23 protein-coding genes and 1 tRNA gene are annotated in these 20,949 nt (G+C 50.7%); 9 read left to right on the forward strand and 15 right to left on the reverse strand.

Annotated features, from left to right (window positions below):
* Positions 1 to 45 precede the first annotated feature (45 nt).
* A complete protein-coding gene (locus tag RCA23_RS12460; protein ID WP_044050583.1) occupies positions 46 to 609 on the reverse strand; it encodes a hypothetical protein in 564 nt (187 codons plus the stop codon).
* Positions 593 to 883: a hypothetical protein gene (locus RCA23_RS12465; protein ID WP_169701410.1), complete on the reverse strand. Its 291-nt coding sequence runs from the start codon at positions 881 to 883 to the stop codon at positions 593 to 595. Before RCA23_RS12465 ends, RCA23_RS12460 begins: the two co-directional genes overlap by 17 nt.
* A gap of 415 nt (positions 884 to 1,298) precedes the next feature.
* Here RCA23_RS12465 and RCA23_RS12470 point away from each other — a divergent pair, with 415 nt between their 5' ends.
* Positions 1,299 to 2,516: an aminopeptidase P family protein gene (locus RCA23_RS12470; protein WP_044050585.1), complete on the forward strand. Its 1,218-nt coding sequence runs from the start codon at positions 1,299 to 1,301 to the stop codon at positions 2,514 to 2,516.
* A 224-nt stretch (positions 2,517 to 2,740) separates the two neighbouring features.
* Here the strand turns inward: RCA23_RS12470 and RCA23_RS12475 are convergent, their stop codons facing one another.
* From RCA23_RS12475 to RCA23_RS12490, 4 genes are all read right to left on the reverse strand, one after another.
* Positions 2,741 to 3,463, reverse strand: a complete 723-nt coding sequence (locus RCA23_RS12475) for an alpha/beta fold hydrolase (RefSeq protein WP_044050586.1) — start codon at positions 3,461 to 3,463, stop codon at positions 2,741 to 2,743.
* Positions 3,460 to 5,013 (reverse strand): ABC transporter permease subunit, encoded by a 1,554-nt coding sequence (locus RCA23_RS12480; RefSeq protein ID WP_044050587.1) that lies wholly within the window; start codon positions 5,011 to 5,013, stop codon positions 3,460 to 3,462. Before RCA23_RS12480 ends, RCA23_RS12475 begins: the two co-directional genes overlap by 4 nt.
* Positions 5,010 to 6,065, reverse strand: a complete 1,056-nt coding sequence (locus tag RCA23_RS12485) for a quaternary amine ABC transporter ATP-binding protein (protein WP_044050588.1) — start codon at positions 6,063 to 6,065, stop codon at positions 5,010 to 5,012. The genes RCA23_RS12480 and RCA23_RS12485 overlap by 4 nt, the downstream gene beginning before the upstream one ends.
* 69 nt (positions 6,066 to 6,134) lie before the next feature.
* Positions 6,135 to 7,100: an ABC transporter substrate-binding protein gene (locus tag RCA23_RS12490; RefSeq protein WP_044050589.1), complete on the reverse strand. Its 966-nt coding sequence runs from the start codon at positions 7,098 to 7,100 to the stop codon at positions 6,135 to 6,137.
* Between the two features lie 243 nt (positions 7,101 to 7,343).
* Here RCA23_RS12490 and RCA23_RS12500 point away from each other — a divergent pair, with 243 nt between their 5' ends.
* Complete coding sequence (locus RCA23_RS12500; RefSeq protein ID WP_044050591.1) at positions 7,344 to 8,228, forward strand: LysR family transcriptional regulator; 885 nt, start codon at positions 7,344 to 7,346, stop codon at positions 8,226 to 8,228.
* Between the two features lie 6 nt (positions 8,229 to 8,234).
* On the opposite strand, the gene cuyA is transcribed toward RCA23_RS12500, so the two are convergent.
* The gene (cuyA, locus tag RCA23_RS12505) at positions 8,235 to 9,248 is read right to left on the reverse strand and encodes a D-cysteate sulfo-lyase (RefSeq protein ID WP_044051560.1); all 1,014 of its coding nucleotides are present in this window, start codon (positions 9,246 to 9,248) and stop codon (positions 8,235 to 8,237) included.
* A gap of 211 nt (positions 9,249 to 9,459) precedes the next feature.
* On the opposite strand from cuyA, the gene RCA23_RS12510 reads away from it, so the two are divergent.
* Positions 9,460 to 9,816 (forward strand): hypothetical protein, encoded by a 357-nt coding sequence (locus RCA23_RS12510; RefSeq protein WP_052377176.1) that lies wholly within the window; start codon positions 9,460 to 9,462, stop codon positions 9,814 to 9,816.
* 23 nt (positions 9,817 to 9,839) lie between these two features.
* On the opposite strand, the gene RCA23_RS12515 is transcribed toward RCA23_RS12510, so the two are convergent.
* Positions 9,840 to 10,763, reverse strand: coding sequence for a zinc ABC transporter substrate-binding protein (locus tag RCA23_RS12515; RefSeq protein WP_044050593.1), 924 nt, complete (start codon positions 10,761 to 10,763; stop codon positions 9,840 to 9,842).
* Positions 10,764 to 10,819: 56 nt separating this feature from the next.
* Here RCA23_RS12515 and RCA23_RS12520 point away from each other — a divergent pair, with 56 nt between their 5' ends.
* The 4 genes from RCA23_RS12520 (at position 10,820) to RCA23_RS12535 (ending at position 14,900) form a co-directional block, all read left to right on the forward strand.
* Positions 10,820 to 11,335: a transcriptional repressor gene (locus RCA23_RS12520; protein ID WP_044050594.1), complete on the forward strand. Its 516-nt coding sequence runs from the start codon at positions 10,820 to 10,822 to the stop codon at positions 11,333 to 11,335.
* Entirely contained in the window at positions 11,332 to 12,081 is a 750-nt protein-coding gene (locus tag RCA23_RS12525; protein ID WP_044050595.1) for an ATP-binding cassette domain-containing protein, read from the forward strand. Before RCA23_RS12520 ends, RCA23_RS12525 begins: the two co-directional genes overlap by 4 nt.
* Positions 12,081 to 12,875 carry a metal ABC transporter permease gene (locus tag RCA23_RS12530; protein ID WP_044050596.1) on the forward strand — a complete coding sequence of 265 codons (795 nt, stop codon included), beginning with the start codon at positions 12,081 to 12,083 and terminating at the stop codon, positions 12,873 to 12,875. Before RCA23_RS12525 ends, RCA23_RS12530 begins: the two co-directional genes overlap by 1 nt.
* 123 nt (positions 12,876 to 12,998) lie before the next feature.
* On the forward strand, positions 12,999 to 14,900 hold the full coding sequence (locus RCA23_RS12535; protein WP_044050597.1) for a bifunctional sugar phosphate isomerase/epimerase/4-hydroxyphenylpyruvate dioxygenase family protein: 1,902 nt from the start codon (positions 12,999 to 13,001) through the stop codon (positions 14,898 to 14,900).
* Between the two features lie 119 nt (positions 14,901 to 15,019).
* Here RCA23_RS12535 and RCA23_RS16575 read toward each other — a convergent pair whose 3' ends face one another.
* The 4 genes from RCA23_RS16575 to RCA23_RS12545 all read right to left on the reverse strand — a co-directional run bounded on the left by RCA23_RS16575 (position 15,020) and on the right by RCA23_RS12545 (position 16,213).
* Positions 15,020 to 15,172: a hypothetical protein gene (locus tag RCA23_RS16575; protein WP_169701411.1), complete on the reverse strand. Its 153-nt coding sequence runs from the start codon at positions 15,170 to 15,172 to the stop codon at positions 15,020 to 15,022.
* Positions 15,173 to 15,353: 181 nt separating this feature from the next.
* Positions 15,354 to 15,462: transfer RNA gene (locus RCA23_RS16580), tRNA-Ser, on the reverse strand.
* A 106-nt stretch (positions 15,463 to 15,568) separates the two neighbouring features.
* Positions 15,569 to 15,901: a hypothetical protein gene (locus RCA23_RS16585; protein WP_169701412.1), complete on the reverse strand. Its 333-nt coding sequence runs from the start codon at positions 15,899 to 15,901 to the stop codon at positions 15,569 to 15,571.
* 66 nt (positions 15,902 to 15,967) lie between these two features.
* Positions 15,968 to 16,213, reverse strand: coding sequence for a hypothetical protein (locus RCA23_RS12545; protein ID WP_044050599.1), 246 nt, complete (start codon positions 16,211 to 16,213; stop codon positions 15,968 to 15,970).
* A 292-nt stretch (positions 16,214 to 16,505) separates the two neighbouring features.
* On the opposite strand from RCA23_RS12545, the gene RCA23_RS12550 reads away from it, so the two are divergent.
* Together RCA23_RS12550 and RCA23_RS12555 are read left to right on the forward strand one after the other, a co-directional pair.
* The gene (locus RCA23_RS12550; RefSeq protein WP_044050600.1) at positions 16,506 to 17,309 is read left to right on the forward strand and encodes an L-fucose dehydrogenase; all 804 of its coding nucleotides are present in this window, start codon (positions 16,506 to 16,508) and stop codon (positions 17,307 to 17,309) included.
* 18 nt (positions 17,310 to 17,327) lie between these two features.
* Positions 17,328 to 18,071, forward strand: coding sequence for a creatininase family protein (locus RCA23_RS12555; protein WP_044050601.1), 744 nt, complete (start codon positions 17,328 to 17,330; stop codon positions 18,069 to 18,071).
* A gap of 35 nt (positions 18,072 to 18,106) precedes the next feature.
* Here RCA23_RS12555 and RCA23_RS12560 read toward each other — a convergent pair whose 3' ends face one another.
* From RCA23_RS12560 to RCA23_RS12570, 3 genes are all read right to left on the reverse strand, one after another.
* Complete coding sequence (locus tag RCA23_RS12560) at positions 18,107 to 19,033, reverse strand: SMP-30/gluconolactonase/LRE family protein (RefSeq protein ID WP_044050602.1); 927 nt, start codon at positions 19,031 to 19,033, stop codon at positions 18,107 to 18,109.
* A gap of 478 nt (positions 19,034 to 19,511) precedes the next feature.
* Positions 19,512 to 20,432, reverse strand: a complete 921-nt coding sequence (rbsK, locus tag RCA23_RS12565; protein WP_044050603.1) for a ribokinase — start codon at positions 20,430 to 20,432, stop codon at positions 19,512 to 19,514.
* On the reverse strand, positions 20,429 to 20,881 hold the full coding sequence (locus tag RCA23_RS12570; protein ID WP_044050604.1) for an RbsD/FucU family protein: 453 nt from the start codon (positions 20,879 to 20,881) through the stop codon (positions 20,429 to 20,431). The genes rbsK and RCA23_RS12570 overlap by 4 nt, the downstream gene beginning before the upstream one ends.
* Between the last annotated feature and the right edge of the window lie 68 nt (positions 20,882 to 20,949).

A 20,949-nucleotide genomic window follows, 5' to 3' on the forward strand; every position in this document is an offset into this window, starting at 1 on the left:
GCGGGTGCGGTTGCGCGTATTATCTATTTATCGCTAAATATTTTCTTAGATGAATTTGGACAGCTTACGAGTGAGCCTCATAAGAGCAACTATCAGAAGAAGTAAAACAATCTGCCCAGCCATATCACCGGAGGAATATCCGATCATCAAAATCCAGTTAATCTCACTGTCATAAAGCATTGAGAGCGTTACACCGTTGAGCACGGATGCGATCGCTGCAATCACCAAACACTCTTTCCAGGAGAAATCAAACACAGCCTTATTGCGCGATCCGTGGTATGTTTTGACCATTCTGACAGCGACATACACCACGACCAAAGACGCCACAGGGCTCAAAACTGCCAGGTCGATAGAGTTGCCGTAAACGCTCGTGGCCCACATGAGGTAACTGGAGGGCAGCAAGTATAAAAGGCCGCGCCATCCCAAGAAATAGACCGCCAATACGCGGATGCCGTGGGGCAAAAAGAGCACGCTGAAAACAATAGGCAGCTGCGGTGCCAATATCTTTTGCAGGGGCATCACCAGCCCGGAGGTAATTGTATAAGCTGAAATATATCCAACGCTCACCACAACAAAGGTGAGCCAATCGAGATTAAGTTTGCGCAACACTATACAGCCCGCGCTTTTTCTCCGGATTTCTCAGCAATAATTCCTTTTGCTCAAGCTGCTTCAAGGCCCGAAAAAAGGTAGGACGGGCCATCTTGGCACTCAAAGGATGCGACAACAATTGATGCGTTTGGAATTGCCCATCTGCATCAGATTGCTCATGGGCCGCCATTAAAACCAGTTTTTCCGGCTGCGAGAGATCGCTCAACCCCAAATCGATTTCAATCTCAAAAATCAACTTGGCCAGGCGCGACAGTTGCTTCATTGCATTACTCATAACCCAAACCTCACGTTAATTTTTATCTGATATAGCAAATTACAAGTTAAATGGCAAATATTGTATGCGGATAATTCAGAACGTAAATTCTATGATAAACACAAAAATTTATATTTTTAATTAATTCTTAAAAATAATATTATGCTCATAAAATAGCATCTAATCAGCAATGTTAATCAAGTAGAGTGTCTTGATTTCACAAATCGTCTAGGTTTATCCGCCCCCTCATCTTCACCCAAATCGCCAACACATGGTCGCAATTCCCGCAAGAAGGCGTCGCAAATGTGGTGGCAAAATTGGGAGAATCGATCATAGTTTGCAGGCATTCAGCGATGGCGTCGCTGGCAGGTGGCATATTCCACTTGCGCAAAATAGATCCTGAACGCCGGGATTTGTTTTTCAATGAGGTGTCGACATGACCCAAATCAAGCGCCCAAATTTTCACCGATTTCACAATGGATCAAAAGCGGCTCTGCCCTTTTGCGATGCGGAATATGAAACCCGCCTCACGGGGCTGCGCAACATCCTGCGCGACAAAGGTGTTAACGCGGCTGTTTTTACATCTATGCACAACATCGCCTATTATTCGGGCTTTTTATACTGTGCCTTTGGCCGTCCCTACGGCTTGGTTGTCACCGCAACGGATTGCGTCACCATTTCCGCCGGCATCGACGCCGGCCAGCCATGGCGCCGCAGCTTTGCTGACAACCTTACCTATACAGATTGGCAGCGCGATAACTACTGGCGTGCAATTGCGTCTGTGGCAGGCCAAGGCGGTGTGATCGGCTATGAGGGTGATAACCTGTCTCTCACTCAGGCCGCAGCGCTCAACAGCTTTCTGGCCCCAAAAGCCCAAGTTGATCTGGCGCAGGCCACAATGCAGCAGCGCATGATGAAATCGCCGGCTGAAATCGCCCTTATACGCGCCGGGGCGGCAACCGCTGATGTGGGTGGCTACGCGATCCGGGACGCCGTCCGGGCCGGGGTGCGGGAAATTGATGTCGCCATGGCTGGCCGCGACGCAATGGAGGCGCATATCGCGCGGGAATTTCCAGATGCGGAGTATCGGGACACTTGGGTCTGGTTCCAATCTGGCCTCAACACCGACGGGGCGCATAACCCCGTGACAAGCCGCGTCTTGCAGCGGGGTGACATTCTAAGCCTCAACACCTTCCCCATGATTTCAGGCTATTACACAGCGTTGGAACGCACAATGTTTGTGGAGACCGTTGATGAGGCATCCCAAGCCTATTGGGAGGCCAATGTCGCCGCCCACGAACTTGGCATCAGCTTGCTGAAACCCGGCGCCAGCTGTGCGGAGGTCACGGCCGGTGTGAACGCCTTCTTCGAAGACCGCGATTTGCTGCAATATCGCTCATTCGGCTATGGCCATTCCTTTGGCGTGTTAAGCCATTACTACGGTCGAGAAGCCGGGCTCGAACTGCGCGAGGACATCGACACGGTTCTAGAGCCGGGCATGGTCATTTCCATGGAGCCCATGATCACAATTCCAGACGGGCAACCGGGAGCGGGCGGGTATCGTGAACACGATATTTTGATCATTACCGAAGATGGTAATGAAAATATCACGCAGTATCCCTATGGTCCCGCCTTCAATGTGGTGGGAGGATAACGCCGTCAATCCCTGAGCGAGATTTTCTGACGTTGGCTCCTGAACGCAAGGCCTGTTTTCAAGCCAAGGGACCTCTGCATAACACCATTTCAACACGAAATGAGGGCAGCGCCGGCCTGGGCGGGCGCATCTGTCCGGTGGTGAAATCACTGCACTATTTGAGCAATAACCACACGTATCAGTATATTGAGATGGTGATTGCTCAAATTTTACATTGGTTGCGCCTAAGCTTTTGTCACGAAGCCCTTTAAGATGGCATTGAACACATCGGGGCTTTCAAGGTGCGGGACATGGGCACAATTTGGAATGACCGCTAGGCTGGTATTCGGTATGGCCTGCCACAGCTTTTGAACCTGCGGCCAGGGATAGGTGCGATCGCGGTCGCCCCAGATGACCAGGGTTTGCGCAATAATGTCATGTAGCCTGGCCTCACCGTCCCAGCGATTCATTGCGTCCAACCCTGCAAGCAAGGATTGTTTTCCCGCCATTTGCGCAATGGCTGCACAGGCCTCAAAGCCCGGCGCTTGCTCGCAGTCTAAAAACCAGGTGGCTGCAATCCGCCGGGCCGTGTTGCGCACCCCATCGGTCGCAACACGAGACTTAGAGGTTTCAATCGTCTCGAAACGCCCCGGCAAAATGCCTTGGCCTCCTGTTCCATATAAGACCAGTCGCACAATCCGATCTGGTGCCAAGGCTGCCATTTCTTGCGCGATCATGCCGCCCATAGAATGCCCCAGCAGATGAAACCGCGCCACATTCTGCCGCTCCAATTCATCCAAGGCCCAATGGGCAAAATCAACAATGTCACGACAGGCTTCTAAATGCGCATTCTTGCCATATCCGGGCAAATCCAGCGCAATGACTGGAACGCCTGCAAGAGCTGCGACTTGGCCATCCCATTGCGCACTGCCCCCCATAAACCCATGCACAAATACCAAAGGGATCATTTGCGCCCACCTTGCACAATACGATCCAAAATCATGGCGCAGAACAGGATGGAAAAGCCTGCAAGGATGCCTTGCCCGACATTGGCATATTGCAAGGCTTCCAAGACGTCCTCTCCAAGACCTTTTGCACCAATAAGCGAGGCAACAACCACCATGGCGAGCGATAGCATGATGGTTTGGTTAATACCGGCCCGGATGGAGGGGCTGGCCAGTGGCAGATCCACCTTGGTCAGCAAAAACCACTTATTGGCCCCAAAACTAATGGCAGCCTCTCGGACACTTTCCGGAACGCCGCGCAGGCCGAGCACCGTGAGACGCACCACGGGCGTGCCACCAAAAATCATGGTGGTGACCACGGCCGCGGGCTTTCCGGTCCCGAAAAAAGCAATGACTGGGATCATAAAGACGAAGGCTGGCATCGTTTGCATAAAGTCCATGATCGGTTGAATGAAGGCATAGAACCGGGGACGCCGAGCTGCAAACATTCCAAGAGGAATTCCGATTAAGATCGACAAGCAAGCCGCAGTGCCGAGCAATGCTAGGGTCGTCATCGCTTTTTCCCAAAAGCCAAGCAGCCCCATGTAAGATAAGAAAGCTCCAGAATAAATCGCCATACGAACGCCCGCCGTCAGCCAGGTCAGAAGAATAATTAACGCGGCAATGACGATCCACGGCGTGCTGACAAAAACCAGCTCTAACGTATCGAGCACCACACGAATAAAGTAGGTGATGGCATCAAAAAGCGCGTCACCATTCAGAACGGCCCAATTGAAAAATGCCTCAACGCTGTCAATACTGACAAGCCTAATATCCGGATCGGTCGGAAAACTTCCCAAAACCGAAAAACTACCCGGAAAGCTGTAATGTACCATCGCGGTGCTCACGATGATGACCATAAAAACGGAGCTAAAAACCATGTGACTTAACGGCATCCCAGAGCGAATTTCACCGTCAGAAAGCCACTCCGAAAACCGGCCCTCCAGCGCCCAATTGGCAACAATAGATTGAACAAGCTTCACGGCGATCAAAAGTATAAAACCTGTTAAAGCAATCATTGGTCCTTCGCTGGCCATGGCTTCCGCTTCTGCTCTTATGCCGCCAATATTGGCCTCAAGAGACTCAACGGTTCTGCGGTAGACATCAATTTTATCCGAATTGCTTTCCAGTGCTGCCGCCAATTGTTTGCGCCGCAATTCCAACGTGCCTTCGATGGATGCAATCCGCATCATGGCATCATTGGCCAAATCACCAAACAGACCTCGGGCAATCTGCACAAACCCGACCGCCTCCAGAATGAGAAACGGCAAGGCCCAGCTCCAAAGCCCACGGGCACCAAACCAGATCGGGCCAAATAAACCGGCCATAAAATTGAACGTTGCTGTAAACTTAGCCGAGGCTCCAATCTTATCAAAATTGCGAATATAATAGTCGGAATTGGTGCGCACAAAATTGCGGATATTCTCATATCTTTGCTCTTGGTACGCGATAGCGGCCTCTGAATGGATATCTTCAAGAGGGTTCACACCCAAGTCTACATCACGGTTGCTCATGATATTTCAGTTCCTTCAATCACTGTTCGCAAAAGGTCTGCTCGGGTGATAAGGCCAATATCTCGCCCACCAGAACTCACGATAATCGGTTTATCAGTTTCAATTGCAATATTCATAAGCGCACTCAGAGTTTCTTTTGCCGGCACCCTTACCAAATCACTCGGCAGCGGTCCTTGCGCTGCAGTATAGGCCTGTATGGATTGCATAACCGCATCGGCATGTACGACCTTAAGTCGGGAGATGCCCGCCACAAAATCGGCCACATAATCATCGGCAGGCTGCATCACAATTTGCTCTGCTGTTCCAACTTGCACCAATTTTCCGTCCCGCATAATGGCAATCCGGTCCCCAATCCGCACCGCTTCATCAAGATCATGCGTGATGAATATTGTCGTTTTTTTGAGTATTTTACTCAGTCGAATAAATTCATCTTGCAGCTGGCGGCGGATCAGAGGATCGAGGGCCGAAAACGGCTCATCCATCAGCAGCACATCGGGGTTTGCGGCCAGAGCGCGGGCCAATCCCACCCGTTGCTGCATCCCACCCGAAAGCTCATGGGCAAATTTCGATCCCCAAGCGCCCAGCTCGACAATATCCAAAATGGCAGCTGCCTGGCGCATCCGCTCATTTTTCGCCACATTGCGAATTTCCAACGGCATGGCAACATTGTCCAAAACCGAACGATGCGGCATCAATGCAAAATTTTGGAAAACCATGCCAATCTTCTGATTTCTAAAGGTTTGAAGCTCACGTTGTCCCAAGGCCATGACATCAATACCCTCAACCATAATCTGGCCGGCGGTAGGTTCTAACAGACGGTTAAAATGGCGCACGAGGGTTGATTTCCCACTGCCAGACAATCCCATTATGCAAAAAATCTCGCCGCGTGACACTGATAGGCTGACATCTGCCACCCCCACAACGGCGTTGAATTCACTGAGAGCTTCAGCCTTGCTTAATCCGCTCTCACGCACGGCGCGCAAAGCCTCTTGCGCGCGGCTCCCAAAGATTTTCCACACATTGGAAATTTCGACAACGGGTTGGGAGGTCATATATTTTCTCTTTTTCTAAAAATTTCGATAGGCTGGTCCAGCCAGGCCGGACCAGCCGCTATTTAATACTTACAGACCCAGCATCGCATCAACGCGATCTGAGTTGGCAGCAATCCAAGCCTGTGCCGCGGCTTCTGGAGAGACACCATTTGCACTGATCTCAAACGCCAAACCAGACACATCGTCCGCTGTTACCGAGAAATTGGCAAAAAATTCTGCAATAGCCGGAGACCGATCAGCCAAAGAGTTGGACCAAGCAATCTGCACGTTCTTCAGCGCATCTTTCGTCGCAACATAAGATTTGTCATACCAATCGGCATCATCCGACGGCTGCACCATCTTGTAGCTGGCCGGATCATAGGTCGGCTCACTCAGCATTTCGACATCAAACATGAACCATACCGCGTGAGGTTTATAGCAATAGAAGGCATAGCCCTCGCCCTTGGCGATACTGTCTTTAATTCGCGCGGTCTTCACGCTTTCTTCCGCCCGGATCGGTTCGATGAAATCCAGCAACCCATAGTCGCGTGTTTTCACCTCATTCACATTCGCCGAGGCCCAGCCTGGCGCACCGATCCACATTTCGCCTTTGCCATTGCCATCGCTGTCCATCATTGCAGCAACATCAGGACGGCCCAGATCTGCGATGTCTGTGATGTTATTGGCCTTGGCAAAATCTTGCGAAACGCAAAACCCTTGGTTGCCTTCATAGGGGTTGGACGACAGCGTGACGGTGCCCGCTCCGTCCACATATTTTTTGGTAAAGCTTTCTTGGTTTGGCAACCAAACATCCGGGTGCACATCAATGTCGCCCTTGCCTTGGTCCATCGCTTGGAAAATCGTGGCGTTATTGCCCGGCACATATTCCACCGAACCACCAATGCGCGAGGTCACAATTTCCCCGAGCAAATGGCCAATGGCTTGTGCGCCAGTCCAAGATGGCAGGCCGATTTTTACCTCTTCCGCCGCCATCACCGGCAGGGATAGCAGGCTCACGGCCCCAGCAAAGCACAATGTCTTGCATTTGATTAGCATGTCAGTCTCCTTTGTTGAACTGCGCCGAATTGGCGCCAGTTTTGTTCTTCTTTGTTATTTGCAGCGCGGCCCAGCCATATCCATGACAAAATCAAGGGCCTGGAATGCGCAAAGCGATTGTGGCTTCACTGTAAGGGGAGAGGTTTTCGAATATCAAATTCGAACATTTCATCAAACTATTCGCAAATTGCATATTTAATGCTACAGAGTTGACCATAAGATCACGCTTGGGGATTGGACGTTATGGACCTGAATTGGCTAAGAGATTTTGAGTGTTTGGCGCGCACTCTGAATTTCACCAGAGCATCTAACGAGCGTAACATCACCCAATCTGCCTTCAGTCGTCGGATCAAGGCTCTCGAAAACTGGGTTGGGCTGCCCCTGGTCAACCGCGCCACCTACCCCATTCAGCTCACAGAAGCCGGGCACAACTTTCTGCCAACAGCCAAGGCGGCCATCGCGCAGCTCAACGAAAGCCGTCAATCCATCCGCGATGCAGATAGAGGCGATACGCGCTTCGTCCGAATCTCCGCTCTGCACACGATATCTATGAATTATCTCGCCCATCAAATCGAACGCATTCAAAAAGAAATCCCAGAGTTGCGCACACGGGTGATCTCGGATTCCCTGAGCACCTGTTGCGAGCTGCTGCTCGAAGGGGCGGTTGATATCATGTTGGTCTATTACCATCAGTATGTATCGCCGAAAATCGATGACACAGGCTTTGAGCGCAAGGATCTCTTATCAGATTTATTAATTCCTGTTGCCGCCCGTGAGGTCGCCGAAGCGCGGGGGTGGCACCTCTCCAACAGCGGCGGCACTCCCATCCCTTATCTGGCCTATGAACAATCGTCGTTTTTGGGGCAAGTCGTTGAAAATTCTATTTCGATTGAGACTTTAAACATCGAGACCATCTATATTGATGGGCTGGTTGAAACCATCCGCCGCCGCCTCTTACAAGGAAGCGGCTTTGCCTGGATGCCCCAAACCGCCGTTGAAACAGAGTTGGAAAATGGAAGTCTGATCGCCATTGGCGACCAGAGCTTGAATGTCTCTCTGACCATTTCCGCCCTCGCCAATCCCACTTATTTTGACGATAGCGCCCGCAAAATGTGGTCTTTGCTCTAGCAGCTTTTACAGGGTGACCCAATTGCGCGAGAAATCGAAGGCAAAATCATATCCCCCCAAGGCCGCCGCACCACCGGTGTGCAAAAACACGATCCGCTCGCCATAAAACGCACCCTTGCGCGCCAGATCAATCAGGCCCGCTGCCCCCTTGGCGGAATAGCAAGGATCAAGCAAAATGCCCTCCAGTTCCGCGAACATTTTGATCGCCTCAAGGCCGCTTTTGGTCGGCAGGCCATAGCCCTCTCCGACATAATCAGTATTTGCCATAACATCGCTGCGCTGAACCACGCCGGGGCAACCGAGCTTTTCCGCCGTGCGGCAGGCCAGATCGAACACCATGTTCTCTTGTTTTTCCATTGGTGCACGCGTGCCTATGCCCAAAACCGGCAGCTGTGCATTCATGGCGCAAAGACCTGTGACCAGGCCCGCTTGTGTGCCCGAAGATCCGGTTGCATGCACCAGGCGATCAAACTTGAGACCGCGATCATTGGCCTGGCCCAGCAGCTCAAAAGCCGCATTCACATATCCCAAAGCCCCCGTCGGATTTGAGCCGCCTCCGGGAATGACATAGACCTTGTGACCTTCCGCACGCTTGGCCTCCGCCGCGCGTTCCATTTCGCCGGGCATATCGTGACCGGCTGGAAACTTCTGCGTTGTCGCGCCATGTAGGTGATCGAGCAAAACATTACCATTGGTGTTGTAATTGCCATCTTGGTAACCGGTACGATCCTCTAAAAGAATATGGCATTTCAACCCAAGTTTTGCTGCAAATGCAGCGGTTTGGCGCCCGTGATTGGTCTGGGTCGCCCCTTGGGTCATCACCATATCCGCGCCCTGATCCAGAGCTTCCGCCATCAAGAATTCCAGCTTGCGGGTCTTGTTTCCTCCGGTCGACATGCCCGTGCAATCATCCCGTTTGATCCAAATCTCAACACCCAATTCTTTTGACAAACGCTCCATCGGCTCTAGGGGCGTCGAAAGATGCGCAAGAAATACTCTTGGGAAACGGGCAAGATGCATGAAAAACTCCTCGGGTTGATTGCCTAGAGACGTAGAGCCTATGCTTTGCTTTATCCAATGCAAAAATTGCATCAAGGCATGTCAAACTTGCAATATCATCGCGCGGCATCCGGTACGGGTCCAAGCAACGTCAGCGCAAAAGTGATCTAATCAAGCAATCTCTGCGTAAAAATATCAAAACGCAATTAAGACTGCCGGACCCATGAATAGAATGATCACTGCCATCTTTTTAAGCCTCATGGCCACCAGTGCTGCGGCGCAGGAAACTCTGATTAAGAGATCAGACTTTCTGAGTGCCGTTGCCACAAACATCCTCGAGATCCGACTTTTAAGCCTACAGCTCAAGGTTTTGGACAGCGGCGAAATCACCGGCAAAGCCTTTGGTCGCGGCGTTACCGGATCCTGGGAGTGGACCGATGGATTCTTTTGCCGCAGCATGACTTGGGGCGACCGCGAGCTGGAGTATAATTGCCAGCAGGTCAAGAAAGATGGCGCATCCCTCATCTTCACCAGCGACAAGGGCACCGGACGCAGCGCCACATTCTACCTTCGGCCCGAAACACAGTAAGCCCTGAGCCGCACATGGCGGGCTTACTGAGCGTGCAAGCACCGCGCAAGAGCAGCTGTGAGATGTCGGATCAACTCCGGATAAAGTTCTGATCCAAGCTCCAGGTCAGACCCAAGCGGATCTACAATACCCATCTGCGCGTCAGACCCTTCCAGAACCGTTGCAACGAGTCCAGGATTGAACTGCGGCTCAGCAAGAACGCAAACAACCCGGTGTTCCACGACCTGGCCACGGATTTCTGCGATACGTGCTGGGCTGGGATCAGAGGCATCACTGACAGAAATCGCCCCGGATGCCGCAAAATCAAAATCCGTCTCAAAATACTGATAGGCATCATGGAACACAATGAATTCGCGGCCCCGCACTGGATCAAGCGTCGCTTCAACCTCCTCGATGAGGGCTTCAATCGCCGCACGGCCTGACGCGGCATTCGCCAAATAGGCATCTGAGTTGACCGGATCAACAGCGGAGAGCCGGCCGGCAATCACGTCTAACCAGGTCATCGCATTTGTGGGTGACAACCAAGCATGTGGATCATGCGCGCCGTGATCGTCATGATCATCGTGGTCACTGTGATCGTGAGCCTCAAACAGCGCATCTTCTCGAAACTCTAATTGAATTGTGCCATCGACCTCCAGCAAACTTGTCAAAACCGCAGCCGGCGCGAGGGTTTCAAGCGCCTCTGCCAGCCATGGGGTCAAATCGGGCCCGACCCAAAACACGAGATCGGCGTTTTGCAAGGCAGTGGCCTCAGAGGGGCGCAGACTATACTCATGCGGAGTCGCGCCAGGTTGGATGATCAAATCAGGCACGCCAACTCCCTCCATGACCTGCGCAACCAAAGAATGAACCGGCGCGATATCAACGGCAACCTGCGGCCTGTCCGCATAGGCGGGGCCGGCTATGAATACGGCCGTGAAACACAAGCTAAAAAGGGTTCTGGACATGGATACCTAGATGTGATTTTATAACATTACATTAGGTGTAAGCGAAATGTGAACGCATGACAAGTAAAGCCACGACAATAAATACAGGCAGGCAGCCCCTCGGGTTTGCACAGCACAATCACGGCGCATGTATGAGCGAAGCCTTGGCCGCAGCGGAAGCGCGTTGCGCGGCGGGTGGTTTGCGCTTTACGCCTGTGCGGCGCAAGGTGCTCGAAATTTTGCTGCAGGAGCACCGCGCGCTGGGTGCCTATTCGATCCTAGACCGGCTCCGCGAAGAGGGGTTCGGATCGCAACCGCCGGTCGCATATCGCGCCTTGGATTTCCTGGTTGCAAATGGGTTGGCACATAAGATCGAACGGTTGAATGCTTTCATCGCCTGCGTGCACACCCACCATTCCCACACGCCAGCCTTTATGATTTGCCGGTTGTGCGATGCGGTGGCCGAGGCGCTATCGACCACAGCGCGGGGCGTGCTGCATGAGGCGGCACATGCCACGGGCTTTCACATAGAGCGGACTGTCATTGAGGCGGAAGGTGTCTGCCCGGGCTGCACCGAAAAGGCCCAAGCATGAGCTTGGTTCAGGTTGACGAGCTCTGCGTGACCTATGGCGCAACAACAGCCTTGTCGCGTGTCTCTTTGCGGATCGACCCTGGAGAAATCGTAACAATCGTTGGTCCCAATGGATCCGGTAAAACCAGCCTGCTTCGAGCCATTATCGGTGCGATCAAGCCATTTAAGGGCCAGGTCTCGCACGCCCATGACCTCAAAATCGGATATGTCCCCCAAAAACTCCACATTGACGAAACTCTACCCATTACAGTTTCAAGGTTTTTAAACTTGCAAGGTGGCGTCACCTCTACAGACATCAGTGAAGCGCTCACCCAGGCGGGCGTTCCTGAACTGGAAAAGGCGCAACTGTCGCAGCTGTCAGGTGGACAGTTTCAAAGAGTTTTGCTCGCGCGGGCATTGATTGCCAAACCCGATTTGCTTTTGTTGGACGAAGCCACGCAGGGTTTGGATCAACGCGGTTCAGCGTCATTTTACCAACAGATCGAAACAGTGCGGAACACGACCGGCTGTGCCGTTCTAATGATCAGCCACGAATTGCATGTCGTCATGAGCGCCTCTGACCGCGTTATCTGCCTCAATAGCCATATCTGCTGCGAAGGAACGCCCGCGGTCGTGGCATCTGCACCAGAATATAGGGCCTTGTTTGGTTCAGGAACGGGCGGCGCACTCGCACTTTACCGACATGAACACGACCATGGACACGATCATGCCGATCATCACCACCAACACACAAAGGTCGTAGAATAATGATGGATGATTTTATGATACGTGCGGCTCTGGCCGGCATTGGCGTGGCCTTTGCCGCGGCACCGCTCGGGTGCTTTGTTGTCTGGCGGCGCATGGCCTATTTTGGGGACGCTACCGCCCATGCGGCGATCCTTGGCGTGGCATTGTCCTTGGCATTTTCGATGTCCATATTCGTGGGGACGGTGGTGGTGGCTCTGCTCATGGCACTTGTCGTCAGCATCTTATCCGGTCGCGGCTATGCAATGGATACATTGCTGGGGGTTCTGGCACATTCAGCTATTGCCTTTGGACTTGTCGCGGTCTCCTTTCTGTCCGGCGTGCGGATTGATCTCATGGCCTATCTCTTTGGTGATATCCTTGCGGTCTCACAGGATGATCTTGCGGTCATCTGGGGCGGTGCGGTGCTGGTGGTGGCGCTGATCGGCTGGCGCTGGTCGGCCTTGCTGACCTCAACTTTGAACGAGGATCTCGCCTATGCCAGTAGGATCAACCCAAAACGTGAGCAACTGGCGTTGACATTTGCACTGGCCATCACGGTTGCAGTCGCGATCAAGGTGGTCGGTGTGTTGCTTATCGCGGCCATGTTGATCATTCCCGCCGCCGCCGCTCGCCCTTTGTCGCGGACCCCCGAAGGCATGGCTTTGATGGCCGGTCTCATCGGAGTTGTTTCAGCCATAATTGGCCTGCGCGCAGCCTATGTGTTTGATACGCCCGCGGGCCCATCCATCGTCTGTATCGCGGCGCTGACTTTCCTTGTGACAAGCGTGTTCAAAGCCGTGAGGCCCCAACGATAAATATGCCTTCCTATCCTTTTTGACAGTTTACCCATTTTTCATCTAGGTTTCAAAGCTAAGAGCAGCGTCACAGGAATGGCCTATTGCAATCAGCCCGAACATCGGCACCCGCGGAGATCAAACATGAAAACCTCGATTGCGACCGTCTCTATCTCGGGCAACTTCGCAGAAAAGCTCGAAGCGATCGCGGCCGCCGGATTCCATGGGCTGGAAATTTTTGAGCAAGATTTCATCGCCCATGACGCCAATCCGCGCGAAGTCGGCGAGATGATCCGCGCGATGGGGCTTGAAATCACCATTTTTCAACCCTTTCGTGACTTTGAGGGCCTGCCTGATCCTCTGCGCGCAAAGGCTTTTGATCGCGCGGAGCATAAGTTTGACCTAATCCAAGAATTGGGAACGGATCTCATGTTGATTTGCTCGTCTTGCCATCCAGAGGCAATTGGCGGCATTGATCGCGCAGCGGCTGATTTTCACGAGCTCGGGGAGCTCGCGAAAAAGAGGGGGCTGCGCGTCGGTTATGAGGCACTGGCCTGGGGTCGTCACGTCAATGATCACCGGGACGCTTGGGAAATCGTACGGCGTGCCGACCATGAAAATATCGGGCTCATTCTGGACAGTTATCACACTTTGGCACGCAAGATTGATCCAGATACAATCCGCCGCATTCCCGGCGATAAAATTTTCTTCGTTCACTTTGCCGATGCGCCAGCCATTGACATGGACTTGCTCTATCGCTCCCGTCACTTTCGCAACATGCCAGGAGAAGGTGACCTTGATATGATCGGCTTCACACGCGCGGTGATGGCAACCGGATATTCTGGTCCTATTTCGCTTGAAATATTTAACGATCAGTTCCGAGGCGGCCAACCAAAAACTATCGCAAAAGATGGCTATCGATCCCTTTTGGCGCTGATAGATGATGTCCATCGCGCAGAGCCAGCGCTCGCACTGACTGTGCCGGACATGCCAGCGCGAATTCAGGCCAAAGGCCTGTCGTTCATTGAGTTTGCGAGTAAGGGACAAGACGCAGAGACTCTGGGCGCTTTGCTCTCCAGCCTCGGGTTTACAGCTTGCGCCGATCATCTGACTTTGGACCTCACCCTATGGGCACAGGGAGACATTCGCATCTTGGTGAACCGCGAAACCAAAGGCTACGCCAGCAGCGCATTCACGCTCCATGGAACCAATGTCTGCGATATTGGGATTGCAGTGGAAGATGCAAAAGAGGCCGCCGAACGCGCGCAACTCTTGGGTGCGGATCTATTTGAGCAGCCAATCGATCCCGAACACCTGAAAATTCCAGCCATCCACGGCCAAAGTGGTGGAATTTTGCATTATATCGACGATAAGACCGGCCTATCGAATGTATGGGATCTCGAATTCACCAATCGCGCCGATCCCTCACAGGCGGCGGGTCTGACCCGCGTCGATCATATGGGTCATACGATGAGCTATGAGGATATGCTCAGCTGGTCTCTCTTTTACACAACGCTCTTTGACCTGAAAAAATCGGCAATGGTTGACGTGGTCGATCCCGACGGGCTGGTGCGATCACAGGCGCTTGAGTCATTAGATGGCAGCCTAAGGATTACCCTCAACGGGGCGGAAACCCATAAGACCATGGCGGGCCGTTTTTTGGCGGAAAGTTCCAACGCCTCGGTTCAGCATATTGCCTTTGCGACAGATGATATATTTGCCTCTGCCCAAAGATTAGAGGCCTGTGGGTTTGCCCCCTTGCCGATCGCGCGCAATTATTACGCCGACCTGGCCGCACGTTTCGACATTGATGCGGCAACGCTGGCGCGCCTACGGGCGCAAAATATTCTTTATGATGAGGATGCGCGGGGGAAATTCTTCCAACTCTACTCGCGCCCCTTCGCCGACGGCATGTTTTTTGAAATCGTACAACGCACAGGTGGATATGAAGGATACGGTGGCCCCAACGCCCCATTCCGCATCGCAGCACAAAAGCGGCTGATGCGTCAAAAAGGGATACCGAATGTCCGTCCTCAGATGAGTTAGCTGCCTGAAGCTTGGAGGTTCTGGCTCGTTTGTATAATTGATTATGCCGTTTGCCTTTGATGGTGTAGGCGGCGGTGTTGGATTAAAGGAACCCGCCGAACCCCTCTATAACCATAACTTCAGACAAGACACATGATGGCCCGGAAATACCACGAAGGAAACGAAATTTGCGCCAAGCCACACGCATGGATATTTCGACGGCGGACAGGGCCGCCGAGGCAATCCATAGATTTGAGCAAAGCACCAATTCCAATTCCTTCAAGCAGTTTCATATCGAGCAAGTTATTGCTTTCAAGAACCGCCTATAGAACCAAAAGAACGCTCGAACACTTTAAAGCATGGTCGATGAACCTGGGCCATGAAAACATTGCCACCACGCTTAGCGCTTATTGCCCGGTTTCACCCTCGCGGCAAGGAGAATTGATCCGGGGCATGGGGTAGGAAAGAGCGGTATGGAGGAACAGGGATTCGAACCCTGGGAGGACTTTCACCCTCGTCGGTTTTCAAGACCGAACTCTGGCGCTTCATAGGTAGTCATAGCATTCAAAATTAGTAACTTTCCCGCATTTCAAGCGTCATATCCACCATGCTTAGGCACCAGTTTTTTTAAAAGGTTGTCACACGGGTTGTCATGGAAACCTCAACCTATGTCTTCAGAGGGAGCCAATCTAACTCTTCACCCAAACGGAGATGTAGGCATCATCAGTATTATCTGCAGAAAGGTGTTTCGGCACAGTATCAACCACTTTTACCCTAATTTTTGAGGCGTGTTGGAGATATTTTGTTAACTGCTCAGCATCATTAGGATGGAGCCGGCCAAATACTTTTGGTACCAATTTATAAAAAAAGCGGGACCAAATTGTTCGCTTGGGTTCAAAGTACAATATGAACTGATCTTGATCATTTACGACCAAATCCAAATCATCGCCAATGCTTATCCCTTGTTTGTGCAGGTCCAGCCGCAGGTCTACGACTTGGCTTTTTTCTAATACAATCTCCATAATAACTGCACACCTATTCTACCGTCAAATACGGCTGTTAAAGCAGCAGAGTGTTAGAATGAAAGTTTAGACAAGTTCTTTCAAACTAATGTTTTGTGATGAAAGCGTTGCAAAAAGTGTCGGAACCACCATTCTATGTTTAACGGCGTTAGTTATTGCAGTACTTATCACTTTCGTTTTTACGTTAGGTGTTTCAACATCATAGATCCGATGCATCTTACCTTCATAGTCATAGACAATTTGCATTTTCCCAACGGCGTTCGTGCGAAAGCCTAAAAAATGCTGTCCATCTTCGCTATAAGCAAACATCATAGTTTCTCCCCAGACTCTTGAGGTTCTACGAAGCTTCAGATTCGCACAAAGGTTTTACTTCAGTCTCTTTTGAAGAGTCACTGATTTATCACACAGTAGAACTGAGGTGTGGTTGAGCAGCCTCCCTGCACAGCTCAAGCTCGTTTTGTCTGACAGTGCCTAGCGCTTGCATAAAAGGAGCCGTCCACACGTGACAGAGCCAATCGCCGAGCTTGACACAGAGGTTGATTTAGCACCAGCATGAAAAGGAAATGACCCTAAAAGCTGGAGTTTAACTTAAAGGTTCTGAGAAATGGAACTCGCTCTAAAAGATAAAGTAATCCTGGTGACCGGTGGTGCCGCGGGTATCGGTCAAGAAATTGTAAAAAAACTGCACGCCCTTGAAGCGATCCCAATCGTTGTTGATAGGGTGGAGAAAGTTGAAGCGAAATGGGGGCAAGACAGTAGTACTATTCCTGAACTCCAATGGATCACAGCGGACTTGGTGGCAGAAGATCAGTGCCGCAAAGCTGTAAGCCAAATAATTGATCAATTTGGTCGCATAGACGGTCTTGTTAATAATGCTGGAGTGAATGATGGCGTTGGACTTACTTCAAGCCTTGATCAGTTCCGCTCGTCAATAGAAGCTAATCTTATCCACTATTTTACGATGGCTCATCTATGCCTTGAAGCACTTAAAAAAAGCAAGGGTACAATTGTGAATATTGGTTCAAAGGTTTCTTTTACCGGACAGGGCTGTACTTCAGGCTACGCGGCCTCAAAAGGCGGAATTACTTCATTAACGCGGGAATGGGCAGTTGATCTGGCAGCTTTTGGAGTAAGGGTTAACGCAGTTATTCCTGGCGAAGTAATGACCCCAATGTATGACCATTGGCTGAGATCTTTTAAAAGCCCACAAGACAAATTACAGGCGATCACTTCGAATATTCCCTTGGAAAACAGATTAACGACATCAGCTGAAGTGGCAACGTCAGTAATATTTCTCCTCTCGCAATGGTCTTCTCACACAACGGGACAGTTTCTTTTCGTTGATGGTGGATATACCCATCTTGATAGAGCTTTAAGCACAATTCACACCCATAATTTTTTTGAATAATCTAATAAAGGTTTTAATATGCGCTTTGAATTGATGTTACCGTACCAAATTAAAGAAGCGATCACCAAACATACACCAGTTGTACTCCCTATAGGGGTGATGGAATATCACGGTGAGCATATGGCCGTGGGCATGGATACCCTTGCCGTGACCAAGAGCTTGGATAGGTTAGAGCGCCAGATGGAAGTGGTCATTCTTCCACCATTTAGCTATGGAGCCGCCAGTTATGCAGTGGCTGCCCCTGAAAGCAGTGGCACCTTGCATGTTGATGCAGCAGTACTTGCTCCTTTAGCCGAGCAAATATTTACCGGCCTGCTGAGAATAGGCTTCCGAAATATACACGGGGTCATACACCACCAAACAGAAAACTTTTCAGCAGGCATGCCAACTGACTTAGCTTTTAAAATTGGTGCAAGGCAGGCACTTTTTAAGTTCTTAGAGCGCACCAACGGCGAGGGTTGGTGGGGCGCGCAAGATATGAATGATTATTATACTCAACATCAGTCAGGCAACGACCCGTTTAATTGGATAAAATTACATCCATTAATGGATGAGGCGATTATCAAAAATTATATTTTTGATCATGCCGGAGAGGGAGAAACTTCGCTCTTAATGGCCCTTGCCCCAGAAGGAGTCGAAATAGCTCGCGTAGCGGAAAATAATACTTGGTACACTAAGTCGGCATTTAACTCATCAACTGATAGGGGCGAAGAGGTTACTGCGAAAATTATAGAGCGTCTGATGCAGCGGCTTAAATCATAACATGGGAAACTTCAGATAGATAAAATTAAGCATCATTATAGACGGCATCCGTTTACATTCAAATACACTGCATAAACAGAGGATGTTGCAGTAATGAAAAGCCTGTTTCCCTTTAATCCCCCAAAACAAACATTTGATACTATCTCTGGGATTAAAATTTTACCAATTAAACAGCCGGCGCTATCGTAGCAATGGACTCCATCCATAGCACTCGTCCAGATACGATTGCCAGTGTCAATTCGAAAGCCGTCAAAATATCCCGCTGTAGAAGTTGCAAAAATTTCTCCTACACCAAGCGTTTTGCCATCTGAATCTATCATATGGCGACGCATGTGCTGGGGGCCATTTGGTTCATGGGTGCCACCTGTATCCGTAATGTATAATGCTGTTTCGTCGGGAGAAAAGGCTAGTCCATTGGGCTTGATATAGTCGGTGGCCATTGCCTCAATTTTTTGCGTTTCTGGATCCCAACGATACACATTGCAGGTCCCAATCTGACTTTCTGCACGGCAACCCTCGTAGTCCATTATTATACCATAGGTAGGGTCTGTGAACCAAATTGAACCATCAGATTTAACAACAACATCGTTTGGCGAATTGAGACGGGCGCCCAGATAGCTATCTGCAATGACTTTCAAGGTGCCATCAAATTCCGTTCGGCTAACACGGCGTGATAAATGTTCGCAAGAAATCAATCTCCCCTGCTGATCCATGGTATGTCCATTAGCGTTGTTTGAAGGATCGCGGAATACAGAAACGGTTCCATCTGTTTCATCCCAGCGCATAATGCGATTGTTGGGAATGTCTGACCAGATGAGATATCGACCTGCGGGAAAATATGCAGGCCCTTCAACCCAACGCCCGCCAGACCAAAGGCGCTCAATTTTTGCATGACTTATTATACAATCTGCAAAAATTGGGTCGAGGATTTCATATCCGGTACCGTCAATCTTTCCAAACATAATGTATTTTCCTTGTTGTTGAGGCGAATGATCCCTTAACCATTCTAGCTGATTTAGCCACCAAGCACACTTGGGTCTTGGCCGGAATGGCTTGCTAGTTATCCAAATTGTTACCTTTTATCTACATCAACGCAAAGTAAACGGACGGTTTGCTCCAGAACAATAGCAAAAGTTTTGTCAGACAAATAAAATCCCGCATCAGATTGCAGGCGGAGCTTGAAGCTATGCGCCTAATAATTGGCGCCACTCATCAAGAGCAGCAGCATTGTTAACTTCATTATGGCTTTGCATTACGAAGCTAAAGTGGGAACCAATCACACAGAATTGCAGCAAGCCAAATAATCTCTGGGCTTATTTGATAGTCACAAAATGGGCTGAGCTTTGTCATTCAAGGATGCTGAGTGGTCGAGATGCCCACTTCAAGTAATTTTGCTCTGGCAGTTCTACGAATAGGAAAGTTCATCAAACCCTTGGGGATCTAATTTCGTAATAGCGATTCAATTTCTTTCCGGGTAGGCATTGAGGGTGCTGTACCCGGTCGAGTTACAGAGATAGCCGCGGTTGCTGTGCCAAAACGGATCGCCTCAAGTGGTGAGTGGCCTTCAGCAATGGCAACTGCAAAACCACCATTGAAAGCATCGCCCGCACCAGTCGTCTCAACCACTGGGCCTGCGTTGATTGCAGGCACGTGCACTGAGTTGCTTCCATCGTGATAAAGGCAGCCATTCTCACCGAGCGTAATTATGGCTCCACCTGCACCTTTGGCGAGCAATGCTTCGGCTGCAGCAACCGCATCTTTCGGTGAGTTGACTGTGATTCCAGTGATTGTTTCTGCTTCGATTTCATTTGGGGTCACAAAATCGCATAAAGCAATCATGGAGGTAGGTAGCTCTACAGCCGGTGCTGGATTGAGGATTGTAGTTGCGCCAGCTTTTCGAGCGCAGGCCAATGCGTATTCAGCGGCATCTATTGGTTGCTCAAGTTGAGTCATTAAGACTTTGCACTGCTTTATGACTTCGGCGTGACTATCGATATCTGAACGATTGATTGTTGCGGCAGCACCTGGACATACAATAATGGCATTATCCCCAGTGTTTTCATCAACAAAGATGTAAGCAGCACCCGTGTAGTCATCAGCATGCCGCGTAGCCAGAGACGTCACCCCCGCTTTTTTCCAGGTTGCCAATGCCATATCGGCAAATGGGTCCTTCCCAAGTTTCGTGATGAAGCCTACCGAAGCGCCAGCCATTCCAGCAGCGACGGATTGATTAGATCCTTTCCCACCCGGACCGAGTGCAAAGGACTGCCCAAGGATGGTTTCTCCCAGCCGTGGTTGACGTTGGGCTCGATATGCCGTGTCAGCGACAAAAACCCCTAGAATAACTATATCAAGGGTCATTCGTCTGGCCCAACAACGCCTTTACGCAGGATAAAGCAGCCATAAAACCGGCGTTCGCCCGTTTGAATTACCGCATAACTCTTGCGTGCCAGATCGTAAAAGGCGAACCGCTCAACGCTTATCATTGGGCGGGGTTTCCCTTCAGCGAGGTTGATCTGATCTTGCACTTCTTGTTGGGTCGCTGGTAGCTCATCTGGGGCGCCAACAACCTCCATGCGCATCGCAAAATCATCCACAAAGGTATCCAATGGCAGAACTGAAAGGATGGAGCCTATTGCCTCGCCGCATGTCAGGTTCTCCATACGCAAGAGGGTGCCAAGACCCGTATGCCGCGCTACACTTTCTGCCGGAAAGTTTGTATCGCAAATCACCAATGCATCTCCATGGCCCATGGAGCGCAAGCAATGCAGCACATCAGCGTTCAATTTGGAATCAATCCCTTTTAGCATGTTTAATACCTCTCACTGGTTTTCTAAACCTTACCCCCGGCTAAATTGCTTCAAACTAACAAGAGTCA

Origin of the sequence: Planktomarina temperata RCA23 (assembly GCF_000738435.1) — a bacterium.
GTDB lineage: Bacteria > Pseudomonadota > Alphaproteobacteria > Rhodobacterales > Rhodobacteraceae > Planktomarina > Planktomarina temperata.